This is a genomic window from Bacteroides sp. RCH18 (assembly GCF_058231005.1).
On record NZ_JBIPTC010000002.1, the window covers coordinates 568728 to 582208 of the forward strand.

Here is a 13481-nt window from a genome sequence, read left to right on the forward strand (position 1 = left end):
GGGAATTGCGTGTAGAATAATATTTGGATTTAGGCCAAACATTTGTATCAGCTTTCTAATGGTCTATCCGATGGCTTTTGTTACTTTTCTTACTTATTAATGTCTCATTTATATTATATTTAGTATATTTGTTCCCGCTTTATCTAATAAGACATGAACAATAACACTTGCTATTAATATAATGAGAAGATGTCTGATATTATGCCTTTTTACATTTATTGGTTCGTTGGTCTGTTGGGCTGATGCGGGTAAAGATGCTTATCTTTTTCGGAAAGTCGATTATCAACAAGGGCTTTCTAATAGTGCTGTGCTTTGCCTCTATCAGGATAAAGCAGGGCTGATGTGGTTTGGCACTTATGATGGCGTGAATTGTTATGATGGGAAAGGTATCGAGGTCTTTCGTTCTGATTTCTCAATGAAAAAGACGTTGAGTAACAATGTCATTCATTCTATTCAGCAGGCAGATAGCAGTTGTTTGTGGATTACTACACATTTGGGAGTTAATCGTTTTTCGCAAGATTCGCGTCAGGTAGTGGGATATTATGATTTTACAGGTGATTATTATCTGCATTCCAATCCGAAAGGAGATACTTGGGTAGTAAGCGATGAAGGAATCTTTTATTATAATACTTATCATAAAAAGTTTGTCCATCTCAAAAATATAGAGACTCCTGTCGAGAATATGGATCAGCGTGCTTTTGTCACGGATGATGGTGTCTTATGGACTTTTCCACGGAATACAGGTAGTCTGATTCAATGTTCATTAGATGGCTTTGACCGGGATACATTGTCTGTCCATCCTACTGTTTCATCTTCTGATTTTCATGCAAAACCTATCGATAATGTATTTTATCAGAATGGCATTCTCTGTTTTGTGGATGCAGAGCGGGATCTTTATGTATATGATATTTCCAGAAGGTCTAAAATCTATATTCGTAACCTTTCTTCGTTGGTGCAACGATATGGGAAAGTTGTGGGAATTGTTCCTTTTTATGAAGACATTATAATTGCTTTTCAAACCAATGGTTTAGTACGTTTGCGCACCTCGAAAAAATATGAAGAAGAAGTGGTGGACCGTAATGTACGTATATATGATATTTTCCGCGATCCTCATCAGAATATTCTTTGGGTAGCTTCTGATGGGCAGGGAGCTGTCATGTACGCTAAGAAGTACTCGATAGCCACTAATCTGATGCTTAGCAAACTATCATCCAATCTAAGTCGGCAGGTACGTTCTGTCATGACAGACAAATATGGCGGATTATGGTTTGGTACGAAAGGAGATGGACTTTTGCATGTACATGACTATGAAGGTGGTATGGATGCTTCTGCTACTACAGTTTACTCTCCAGTAGGCAGGCAGGATGCCTCATCTTATACCCGTTGGAATAGAGAGTTTCAAGCATACTCATTAAAACAAAGCCGTTATATGGATGGCTTTTGGGTAGGATCGGGTAATCCCGGACTGTTTTACTATTCTTTTGCAGATAAAGCCTTGCATTGTGTTGAGGATAAGTCTACAGATCCTGTTATCGAAATACATGATATCTATGAAGAGAATGACAGCGTACTCTATGCGGTTACGGCTGGGGTCGGATTTCGTAAATTGATATTGGAGAGGAAACAAGGGGAGATTCACCTCAAATCGCAAAAGCGTTATCATTTCTTTTATGAACAAAAAGAGATAACCATGTTTTATCCTATGTTAGCTGAAGGAGATTCCATTCTTTGGTTGGGAAGCCGGGAAAAAGGGTTAATTCGATTTGATAAACAGACAGAAGAATATAAAGTCATTTCTTTGAAAGAAATATTGCATAAATCTGTTGATGATGTACTTAGCCTGCATCGTGCTAAAGATGGTAGGATGTATGTAGGAACAACATCGGGACTAGTGTGTTTGACCTTTAATAAGGAACAAATCAGTGCCTCCTATATCGGTAGAGAACAAGGGTTGCTTAATGATATGATTCATGGCATATTGGAGGATGCAAATGGTTTTTTATGGCTTGGCACTAATCGTGGACTTATTAAATATAATCCCAAAAACACTTCTTCGCATGCTTATTATTATGCCGCCGGTGTGCAGGTGGGCGAGTTTAGTGATGATGCCTATTATCAATGTCCTTATACCGGACGTCTTTTCTTTGGAGGCATTGACGGTTTGCTTTATCTGGATAAGGAAGTGGCGACAGCTCCGGAATTCTATCCGAACATATTATTGCGTAAGCTAATGATTGGACGTAAAGAGGTTAATCTGGGGGATTATTATACCGATGGTGGCAAAGCGTTAAGTTTTAAAGGAGCGAAGGCTTCTTTTTCCCTTTCTTTTGTTGTTCCAGACTTTCTTACTGGAGGGGATGTGGAGTACTCCTATATGCTGGACGGATTTGATAAAGACTGGACCTCGTTTAGTAGTATAAATGAAGCATCGTATCTAGAAATACCTTCGGGTAGCTATGTTTTAAAGGTCCGTTATAAGAAAGATGTATTTAATACGGAATATAAGGTATTTTCTATCCCTTTGTACATTCTTCCACCTTGGTATCTTTCTACGGTAGCCTATGTCATTTACTTGCTGTTTTTCATATTAATAGCCGGTTATCTGATTCATTTATTAAGAAAATATTTTCTCCAGAAGCGTATGATGCAGCGGCTGTTGACAGCAGAAAGCAATGAAGCTCTACCGGAGTCCGCCAGTCTTAATCGTGAGTTACTGAATCGCTTTACGTCCATTTATCGCTCTTGTGATCAGTTGCGTGCGGAAAATCTCCCTTATGAACAGCGTCTCAGAATTATGGAGCAGGTACACGAGACGGTTATTGCAACTCTTTTCCGTCCGGGAACTTTGGCTGTAGAGGAACTTAAGTCATTTTTTCCTACGGAATATGCGATTACTGGTTGTATGTGCATGAAAGAGCTCTCTATAGAAGTCTTGCATGTGTTGGAAGGACAGGGCGTTGATATATCTTCTGTAAAACTTGCTATACCAGAACACTTTGTTTATCCTGTTTATAAGAATGCTTTACGCTGTATGCTCTATTGGTGTTACCTTTATATTGGCGGAGTAAAACATAAGTCGGATATTGTAGTGGATGTGAAGGAAGAGGAAGGACGGATGTTGCTGCAGTTCTCTGCTGTAGATGATACTCTGAAGGAATTATATAAGCAACTTTCCGGTTCGGAAGAAGAGGGAAGAAGGGATAGTAAGGAAACAGAAGAGGCGATAACTACCCGTCAATTACTGTTTTCTGTGCAAGCGGCTTTGAGACAGCTAAATGTTACGCTTTACTATGCCGACAGAGAAAAGGATCATTTATTGACGTTAGCCTTTGAACCGGCTATCATCAAGGAGACTGAAGAGCATGGGAAGAAAACGGTTCTTCTGCTAGAGGATAGGGATGAAATGGTATGGCTGATAAGTGATCTCCTAGCAGATGAATTTGTTGTTTGTCCGGTGAAAAGTGTACAACTTGCATTTGAAGAAATACGTAGATCGGCTCCTGCTTTGTTACTAGTTGATATGTTGATGTATGCAAAAGCAGAGAGTGACTTCCTGGAATATGTGAATAAGAATCGTACTCAACTTTCGAAAACGGCATTTATTCCAATGTTAAGTTGGAAAGTAAGTTCGTCCATTCAGCGTGAATTGATTATGTGGGCTGATTCATATATTGTACTTCCTTATGATATTATATTTTTGAAAGAAGCCGTCAATAAAGCTATTTACGGTACTCGGGAGGCAAAGCAGATTTATATGGAAGAGCTTGGTGACTGGGCCGGACGCATTGTTTGTACTACAGAAGAACAGGCGGACTTTATCCGGAAACTGTTGCAAGTGATAGAACAAAATCTTGACCAGGAAGAATTGGGATCAACCTTAATTGCCGACCGCATGGCGATGAGTCCGCGTCAATTCTATCGCAAGTTTAAAGAAATATCCAATGCGGCTCCCAGTGACCTGATAAAGAGTTATCGGATGGAGAAGGCTGCACGATTGTTGCAGAATGAAGAACTTTCTATTCAGGATGTTATCGCTGAAGTTGGTATTTCCAGCCGTTCCTATTTTTATAAAGAGTTTACCCGCCGATTCGGAATGACGCCGAAAGATTATCGGGAGCAACTCCGATAATGCCATCCCCCACTATCTTATTCTTTACTAATTGAGTTTTTGGATGTATTACCCGAATCCTTAGATCAGTAGTTCCGGATAATTAAGTCTTTCGAGGCTCTTATTTATTCGTTCCACTATAGTTGGGCGCAAGAGGAACTATAGTGCTTCTTGCGTCCAACTATAGTGGAACGAAAGGGAAACTACAGTAGAACGAATCAATTTGGACTGATAAGAAATTAGTTTTTCAAAGTCTTTCGGTTAATGATTCGGGATTCCTTCATTCCTTCTGTTCTTTGGTCGTTTGGGGTGACAGATATATTTGAATTCATGTCTGTATAGATTTTATTTATTACTACTTACGAATAAACTTTTTAATAAAAGTGGTGAAAAGGCGGCTATTATAACTTGATACAATGTGCGCAAACTTGTGCTCTGTTTGTGCGCAAATGAATGCTATGTGTTGATATATAGATGTTTATAATGTGCTTTATTTCTCCTTTCTGTTCTATGAATGAGCATTCTTATTTTGACATAATTTTGTCACTTCTGCGGAATATTCTTAATATTAAAAGTTTTTAATTTGCCTCCGCTTATAAGAATTATATAGGCGATTGATAACCTTAGTATTAATTAAAAAAAACAAAGTAACATGAATTTGTTTGAAATGGAAAAACATCACACAAAGACATTGTGGCTATTGGCATTACTGCTAACATTTAGTACAGTAGTGTGGGCACAAGGTACTCCTGTAACAGGGCGTGTGTCTGATGAAAAAGGCGAATTGCTCATTGGAGTGAGCGTTCAGGAAAAAGGTACTACGAATGGTACCATAACAGACACCAATGGTCAGTATAATCTGAAACTGACGAGTAACAATCCCATTCTTATCGTATCCTATATAGGATATAAATCACAAGAGGTAAAAGTAGGCAAACAGAAAGTGCTGGACGTAATTCTTGCAGAAGATGTATCGTCACTGGACGAAGTGGTAGTTGTGGCTTACGGACATCAACGTAAAGTATCGGTAGTAGGTGCGCAGTCATCTATGAAAATAGAAGATATAAAGATGCCGACGGCTAATTTATCTTCTGCTATTGCTGGACGTTTGCCGGGTGTAGTAGCTGTGCAACGTTCAGGAGAACCGGGGCATGATGATTCCGATCTTTGGATCCGTGGTATTTCTACACTGGCGGGTCAGAACTCTAAACCACTGGTATTGGTGGATGGTGTGGAACGTAGTTTCAATAATATCGACCCTGAAGACATTGAGTCGTTTACGGTGCTGAAAGATGCTTCTGCCACAGCTGTATATGGAGTACGCGGTGCTAATGGTGTAATTCTGATTAAAACCAAACCGGGTAAGGTGGGCAAGCCGCAATTCTCAGTAGACTACTATGAAGGTTTTGTGACATTGACAAAGAAACCTGAAATGGCGGATGCCTTTACGTATATGGATGCTGCCAATGAAGCGTATATGGATACTAGAGGCAGTATGTTATATTCTCCTCAATATATTGAGGCTACGAAGAAAGCCCATGGATTACTACCGAATGATAATCCACTGATGTTCAATCCTTATTTGTATCCGAACGTTGATTGGATGAACGAATTATTCAATGACTGGGGACATAATCGTCGTGTAAATGTAAGTGTGCGTGGTGGTGTACCTAATGCCACTTACTACGTTTCATTGAGTTATTATAATGAAAAAGGTCTGACACGTACCGCTGAAATGGAGAACTATGATGCTAACATCCGTTACGACCGCTACAATTATACCGCTAATTTGAACTTGAAGCCAACAGAAACGACTACTATTGATTTGGGCTTCAATGGTTTCCTTTCTATGGGTAACTATCCGCAGCAATCTACCAGTGACTTGTTTGCGTCAGCCATGGAGATTAATCCGGTCTATTTGCCGTTAATGATGCCTGATGGTTCTGTACCAGGTATCTCTACCAATGGTGACCTCCGTAACCCGTATGCCGATTTGACTCGTCGTGGTTACAAAAATGAAGCAAGAAATCAGTTGAACTCCAACATTCGTTTGACGCAAGACCTTGGTTTCTGGAAGTGGAGTAAAGGGCTTACCGCCTCTGCCATGTTGGCTTTCGACGTGCATAACAGTCGTGACCTGAAGTATAACAAGCGTGAAGATACTTACAATTTTGCCGGAACTAAAGACGAAAACGGATTGTGGAATGATGATGTATTTGATGCAGATGGCAATTATCGGTATGCACTGACCTATACAGGACATAAAGATCTTGCATTTGACCAGGGCGCTTCCGACTCTAGAAGTACTTACTTTGAAGCTTCTTTAAATTACGACCGTTCGTTTGGTTTGCATCGGATAGGTGGTCTTTTGCTTTATAACCAAAAGATTTACCGTTCGAGTTCTGATAATCTGATCGGTTCTTTGCCTTATAAGCAACAAGGCTTGGCCGCCCGTGCTACTTACTCATGGAACGACCGTTATTTTTTCGAGGCAAACCTTGGGTATAATGGTTCCGAGAACTTCAGTCCAGAAAAACGTTTCGGTTTCTTCCCTGCATTTGGTCTTGGCTGGGCTATCTCTAATGAGGCTTGGTGGGAATCTTTGCAATAAACAAACAGACATATTAAAGATGAAAATAAAATCCAAATAAGTACAAGTAAATAGGCTTTATATCAGACATTTATAAAGAAATCGTTTCTTTCAGTTGTTTTCGCTATTTTCTGTTAATTAGTTCTTTTTGGGTACATTTTTGTTCCTTGTTTGTTTCTTGATTTCGGTTTTAATTCGTACATTTGCATACGAAAAAGAACGAATGAAAGAATACGATTATGCCACGAATAAAGAAGCCTAAAAAAGTAAAAGAGCCCATCCGTCTTCGGATGAAGGATTTGTCCGATGGCAGCAAAAGTCTGTATCTGGATATATACCGCAATGGCAAGCGGACATATGAGTACCTGAAGCTGTATCTTATCCCGGGAACGGACAACAATACCCGTCGGCAGAATGAAATAACAATGGCCGCTGCGAATGCCATCAAGTCGAAACGCATTATCGAACTGACCAGCGGCGAAGCCGGTATCGTGAACCATACAGATAAGGTTTATCTGCTGGACTGGATGCAAACCTATTTGGAGTACCAAGAGAAACGCGACAAGAAAGGCATCGGTCAAATCAAGGCCGTTACCCATATCCTGAAAGAATATGCAGGGGAAAGGTTTTTGTTGGATCGGGTTGACCTCGCTTTTTGCCAAGGCTATATCGACTACATGCTGACGACCTTCCGCCCTAAAGGAAAGCCGATAGCAGCATCTACACGCAATACCTATTATCAGATATTCAACGGTGCCCTGAACGCTGCCGTCCGGGCTAAACGGTTGTTGAGAAATCCGTTTAATGAAATGGAAAAATCGGAGAAGCCCAAAATGCCGGAGAGCGTGCGGTCCTATATGACCATCGAAGAGGTACGGGCGTTGATTGCCACTCCGGTACAGGATGGGAGGGTTAAAAACGCCTATCTGTTTTCCTGCTTCTGCGGACTGCGTATCAGCGATATTGTCGGCCTGAAATGGAAGAATGTCTTTGTCGATAACGGCCAATACCGTCTGGCGGTGGCTATGCAGAAGACCAAAGAACCGATTTACCTGCCACTCTCCAACGAGGCGTTGAAGTGGATGCCGGAGCGTGAGGACAAGGCGGCGGATGACCATGTGTTCAGCTTGCCTTCAAACATCAACCAGTATCTCAAGCCGTGGGCCGAAGCGGCCGGAATCACCAAGCGTTTTACTTTTCACACGGCCCGGCACACATTCGCGACCATGATGCTGACGCTCGGTGCGGATCTCTATACCGTATCGAAGCTGCTTGGTCATACCTCCGTGAGAATGACACAGGTGTACGCCAAAATCATCAACCAGAAAAAAGACGAAGCAGTCAATTTGGTCAACGGGCTATTCGACTGATGTAGTTATACATGTCAAATTCAATTTACAGGTAAATATTTCCGGCTTTTCTCCGACTTTTCAAATAGTCGAAGTAATGCCACTATTATAATAAGTATAAACCCATAAAAACAATTCGACATGAAAGGACAAAACAACAGGTCCTCTCTTTTTTTGAAGGGAGACCACATCTGCACCACTTCGCTACGGAACAGGATGTAGCGGAAGAATTTTACGAATTGCTCTCCGAAGCGAGGGAGCTTTATCTTCAAGACGTCATGGCAGGCGGCAAACGGTATGGCCGCTATGTGGATGACTTTATAAACAGTCACCGGTACATCGACTGCAACAGTGCGGTTTGCAGGAATTGCCATGAAATGAACATCCATATCATCAGAGGGCTGTTGATCGATTGCACAAGTCTCGTCAAAAGCCTCTTTACCGCAGAAACATTTTCTTTCGAGGAGTGCATGGCCTTGAAACGAAAGTACGACATTGCCGGAGTATGGTTCGGCTCTTCACGTATAGAAGATTCCAGAAACGATCCACCTCTCTCCTTCGGTTGTAATTTTTCCCGTGAACAGATGACAGGTATTGTGGCTTGCGCCAACGCTTATCATCTGTTTTGCGTTTCCACACTCCGCATCGAGGACATGGAAGCGCTTTTTGCCTGCAAGAAGGGCTTCTGCATACGTGTGAACAATATCCGCCATGTGGCGGTCCTGTTCGACGCGTTGCTCGAAAACACCTTCATCCTGCCTCACTGGCAGTCGGTTCTCGACAAGGGGCGGTTCCTGTTGTCCAAAGACGGCACAAGATACGTTACCGCTTCAAGCCTCTCGTCCGCCCTGTCTGCGGCGAGGAACAACATTACATCGGCAAACCTCGGCATACGAAAAGCCGTCAGCCGACTGAAAATATAACACGAAGTGCCAAAAAGCCAAGTATGTGAAAGATAAAACAGTGACAATTGCCGTGATACGTGCATAGTATCACGCCGGTATTTCCGGCTGTCCGGTTCACATCACATAACTTTGACCTCCGTTAGCGCGCTGCATAACGGAGGTAACTCTCCATTGTCTAATTTTAACATGTATTTTATGCAAAACAGAACAACATTCATGGAGCGGTTGAGCGAACGGCTGACCGCCATAGAAGCGGTTCTCAAGAAGTTGGAACCGGTGGAAGGTCTGTTGGAGCGTGTGGCTTTGCTGGAAAATACCATTTACACGACCAAGAAGGTCTTCACTTTTCAAGAGGCGTGCATGTATATCGGCGTGTCCGAAAGTATGTTGTACAAACTCACATCGAACAAGGAAATCCCGCACTACAAGCCTCGCGGCAAGATGCTCTACTTTGCGAAGGAAGAGCTGGACGCGTGGCTCTTGCAAAACTACGAACCTACGGTGGACGATGCCATGCGTATGGCGACGGAAGTGTCCGCAACCCAACCGTTCTTTAACCAGAAGCGCTATGGAAAACGAAAAAAGAACTGACCGTAACTCGTGGGCGGAGCTGGACGAGAACCGCCTGTCGGATATCCTCACGGCATCGCAAATAAAGGCCACGGACACCTACGAGACTCCGCCCCAGATTATATGGATTGACAACTCCACCATAGCGACGCTCGGTAATTTCAGCGCTTCGACGGGTAAGGCGAAGGCGAAAAAGACGTTCAACGTCTCGGCCATCGTCGCCGCGTCGCTGGCGGGCCGGCAGGTCTTGAACTATCGGGCGCACCTGCCCGAAGGCAAACGCAGGATTCTGTACGTGGACACTGAACAGAGCCGTTTCCATTGCCACAACGTGTTGGAACGCATTCTCCGCCTGGCGGGGCTGCCCACCACGACGGACAACGAGAATCTCGATTTCATTTGCCTGCGGGAATACACTCCTGCCGTCCGTATCGGGGTTATCGACTATGCCCTGCGTCAGAACAAGGGGTATGGGCTGGTCATCATAGACGGCATCCGCGACCTGATGCTCGACATCAACAGCACCAGCGAATCGGTGGAGGTCATCAACAAGATGATGGAGTGGTCGTCGAAATACGACCTGCACATCCATTGTGTGCTACACCTGAACAAGGGCGACAACAATGTGCGCGGGCATATCGGTACGGAAATGAGCAATAAGGCGGAAACGGTGCTGGTCATCACCAAAAGTGCGGAGAATCCCGTTATCAGTGAAGTTCATGCGCTGCATATCCGCGAGAAGGAGTTCAAACCGTTCGCCTTTTCCGTTGATGACGAAGGGTTGCCGGTCATGGTGGATAACTATTCGTTTGACGGCAGTGTAAGACCGAAAGCCCGGAGCAGCTTCATGGATTTGTCCATCGAACAGCACCGGGAGGCACTTTCCGCCGCTTTCGGGGACAGGCCCATCAAAGGTTTCGAGAACGTGCTGCAGGCCCTCATGGCTTCCTATGAGGCTATCGGGTTCAAACGGGGACGCAGCGTCATGATAAAACTGCTGCAATACCTGACGGAAAACCTGAAGCTGATCGTCAAACGGGACAAGCTCTTTTATTACGATGTGACCCCGACCGAAGCCCTGCTTTTCGACGAAGAATGCGAGGAAGCGGAAGGTGAAAAATAATTTAGTTTACTTTGGTCCGGGTATATATAGGAGAAAAACCAAAGTAAACTGTTTTTTGAAAACAAGTGAAAAGAAAATGACATGACCATAGCGGAAGCAAAACAACTGCGTATCGTGGACTATCTCGCCAGTCTCGGCTACCATCCCCAGAGTGTGATATCAAAACAATACTGGTATCTGTCACCGCTGCGCGATGAACGCACTCCGTCGTTCAAGGTCAACGACCGGCTCAACGAATGGTATGACTTTGGCGCAGCGACGGGCGGCGACCTTGTGGAACTGGGCAAATACCTGTACCGGACGAACAGCGTGAGCGAAGTGCTTGCCTGTATCGGGAGACATGAAAATGCTGCCCCGATACAAAGAGTGCGGATTCCGGGGACAACACCCCGTCCCGTCGAAGCTGACATGAAGGACGTGCTCGTCGTGCCGTTGCAGCACCATGCGCTACTCTCGTACCTTCATTCCCGTGGAATCGACGGGGACATCGGCCGCATGTTCTGCCGGGAGGTCCATTATGAATTACGTAAACGGCGCTACTTCGCTCTTGCCTTCGGCAACGCGGCGGGCGGGTACGAGGTGCGCAATCCTTATTATAAGGGCTGTATCCGGTGTAAGGACATCTCTGTCATCAGGCAATCTCATGGTGAAACACAGAACCGTGTTTGCGTGTTCGAGGGCTTCATGGATTTTCTCTCTTACCTGACGCTGAAACAGGCGGGTGATGATACGGTCTGCATCGACGCACCTTGTGATTACCTCGTGATGAACTCGGTGAACAACCTGAAAAAAGCATTGGAACACTTGCAGGTGTACGAGGAAATCCACTGTTATCTCGACAATGATCTCGCAGGGCAGAAAACGGAAGAGACCATCGCCGGCATGTATGGCGGGCGTGTACGCAACGAAGCACCCCGTTATCGCGAATACAAGGACCTGAACGATTACCTACGCGGAAAGAAACGGTAAGGCATCATCGTTACCCTTTCCCTTGAAAGCTCTCCTCCCGGAGGGCTTTTTTTATGCCCGATTTTTCTGCTTCGATACCTCAAAGTATGAAATTAAAGTTCAATTTTAGTGTTTCAAACTTATTTCTATGTAATAAAATACTGTTTGATATAAAGAGTTTTTGTTACATCAAATATAATATTTTTCTTTGCAACCGTACTTTCAAAGTTCAATTAAAGTTTAATTTCATACTTAAAAACAGATGGGTTCATACTTTATATTCGCCCTTGTACTGACGGTGCTGTACATCGTCTATTTCGCGGTCAATATCATCCGTGACCTGTATGGAAAGAAGGGAACGGAGAAGACTGACGAGGAAGTTTTCGACCTCGGTCCGATGGATTCCACGGAAGAGAGTGTCGAGGTTTCGGAGAACGAGACCGGGTTCAAAATCGGAAATGAAACATACGGCACGGAGACTGTACCTGCCGCTTCGCCTGCCGCCCAAAACGGCGACACCGGGAAAAAAGATGGAACAGCCAAGGATCGGCTCGAACGGCTGAAAGCCAAGGCAGAGGCACAGATGGAAAAGGTCGCACCCTACCTGTCCGACGGCTTTACCGACGAAGAGATGTATAAGGCAATGATTTCCAAAGGACGCTTGGACAACCGTCCCAGCCTGAAATGGAGACCGGTCAAAGATAAGCTGTAAGATGTCGAAAACGAAGAAGATACTATGTGCGCTTTGTTCCATCATCCCCTGTTCGGCTCTGGCGAAAAGTGGCAGCGTGAATTACAGTTGGGGGGCGGATGCGCTGGCGACGATGCACGACTACGTGGTAACGATGATGTTCTACGTCCAAGCTCTCTGTTGTGCCATCGCCGGGATTTGTGTGATTGTGTCCGGATTCCAGATTTACGTAAAGATGAACACGGGCGAGGACGGTATTACCAAGTCCGTCGTAACGCTTGTGGGCGCGTGCCTGTTCCTGATCGGTGCCTTCCTTGTCTTTCCTGCCTTTTTCGGCTATCGCATATAGAAACGGGATGCAGGAATGAGGTGCCGCCATAACGATTCGAAAGAACTGCAATACTTACCCTAAAATAAATAATCATGTTTCAAAAAACAAAAAGACAAATGAAAAGAATGTTTTCTGCTAAAAAGGTACAGATGCTCACACTGATGTTGCTGTGTGGCACGACGGCCGTCATGGCCCAAAACTCCGCAGGCGATTACTCCGCCGGTACGACCGCACTGGCGACCGTGACGGAGGAAATCGCCAAGTACGTCCCCGTCATGGTCAAACTGTGTTACGCCATTGCCGGTGTAGTGGCTATCGTAGGCGCTATCTCGGTGTACATCGCCATGAACAACGAGGAACAGGACGTGAAGAAAAAGATTATGATGATCGTTGGCGCATGTATTTTCTTAATCGCTGCCGCACAAGCACTTCCGATGTTCTTCGGTATCGGCGCATAACCCTCCCGCACGATGAAAGGCAAGGACGAACGCTATCCCGACTACCCGCTGTTCAAGGGCCTGCAACGGCCTTTGGAGTTCATGGGTATTCAGGGACGCTACATCTACTGGGCGGCGGGCGTTGCCGGCGGAGCCATCGTCGGATTTATCATCGCCTACTGCCTCGTGGGTTTCGTGGCCGGACTGGTCGTGCTGGTTGCGGTCGTCTCGACGGGTATTGCGCTTATCATGCTCAAACAGCGGAAAGGGCTGCATACCAAGAAAGACGGTCGCGGAGTGTATATCTACGCCCACTCGAAGAAACTGTGAGAAGAAAAGAAAAACCATCACGGGCAACGTGTGGTCTTGTTGAATGTTGAACGCGGGCCGGCCGCCTGAAATCCGGGTGGACCGGCCTTTTTTATTGTA

11 protein-coding genes are annotated in these 13481 nt (G+C 44.7%); all 11 read left to right on the forward strand.

Annotation, left to right across the window (positions count from 1 at the left end; genetic code table 11):
* Nucleotides 1-181: 181 nt before the first annotated feature.
* On the forward strand, nt 182-4129 hold the full coding sequence (locus ACHLI0_RS17435) for a helix-turn-helix domain-containing protein (protein WP_490749768.1): 3948 nt from the start codon (nt 182-184) through the stop codon (nt 4127-4129).
* A gap of 631 nt (nt 4130-4760) precedes the next feature.
* Nucleotides 4761-6719 carry a SusC/RagA family TonB-linked outer membrane protein gene (locus tag ACHLI0_RS17440; RefSeq protein ID WP_490749769.1) on the forward strand — a complete coding sequence of 653 codons (1959 nt, stop codon included), beginning with the start codon at nt 4761-4763 and terminating at the stop codon, nt 6717-6719.
* Between the two features lie 218 nt (nt 6720-6937).
* Nucleotides 6938-8068, forward strand: a complete 1131-nt coding sequence (locus ACHLI0_RS17445) for a site-specific integrase (protein WP_007569236.1) — start codon at nt 6938-6940, stop codon at nt 8066-8068.
* A 257-nt stretch (nt 8069-8325) separates the two neighbouring features.
* Nucleotides 8326-8970 carry a hypothetical protein gene (locus ACHLI0_RS17450; protein ID WP_044301893.1) on the forward strand — a complete coding sequence of 215 codons (645 nt, stop codon included), beginning with the start codon at nt 8326-8328 and terminating at the stop codon, nt 8968-8970.
* A gap of 198 nt (nt 8971-9168) precedes the next feature.
* A complete protein-coding gene (locus ACHLI0_RS17455; RefSeq protein ID WP_004294465.1) occupies nt 9169-9543 on the forward strand; it encodes a helix-turn-helix domain-containing protein in 375 nt (124 codons plus the stop codon).
* Nucleotides 9521-10645 carry an AAA family ATPase gene (locus ACHLI0_RS17460; RefSeq protein WP_007569240.1) on the forward strand — a complete coding sequence of 375 codons (1125 nt, stop codon included), beginning with the start codon at nt 9521-9523 and terminating at the stop codon, nt 10643-10645. The genes ACHLI0_RS17455 and ACHLI0_RS17460 overlap by 23 nt, the downstream gene beginning before the upstream one ends.
* A gap of 81 nt (nt 10646-10726) precedes the next feature.
* A complete protein-coding gene (locus ACHLI0_RS17465; protein WP_007569241.1) occupies nt 10727-11614 on the forward strand; it encodes a DUF8464 domain-containing protein in 888 nt (295 codons plus the stop codon).
* 241 nt (nt 11615-11855) lie between these two features.
* A complete protein-coding gene (locus tag ACHLI0_RS17470; RefSeq protein ID WP_007569247.1) occupies nt 11856-12305 on the forward strand; it encodes a hypothetical protein in 450 nt (149 codons plus the stop codon).
* A gap of 1 nt (nt 12306) precedes the next feature.
* Nucleotides 12307-12633 (forward strand): DUF4134 domain-containing protein, encoded by a 327-nt coding sequence (locus ACHLI0_RS17475; protein WP_004289321.1) that lies wholly within the window; start codon nt 12307-12309, stop codon nt 12631-12633.
* A gap of 74 nt (nt 12634-12707) precedes the next feature.
* Nucleotides 12708-13073 carry a DUF4134 domain-containing protein gene (locus ACHLI0_RS17480; RefSeq protein ID WP_007569248.1) on the forward strand — a complete coding sequence of 122 codons (366 nt, stop codon included), beginning with the start codon at nt 12708-12710 and terminating at the stop codon, nt 13071-13073.
* 12 nt (nt 13074-13085) lie between these two features.
* Complete coding sequence (locus tag ACHLI0_RS17485) at nt 13086-13382, forward strand: DUF4133 domain-containing protein (RefSeq protein WP_007569249.1); 297 nt, start codon at nt 13086-13088, stop codon at nt 13380-13382.
* Nucleotides 13383-13481 lie beyond the last annotated feature (99 nt).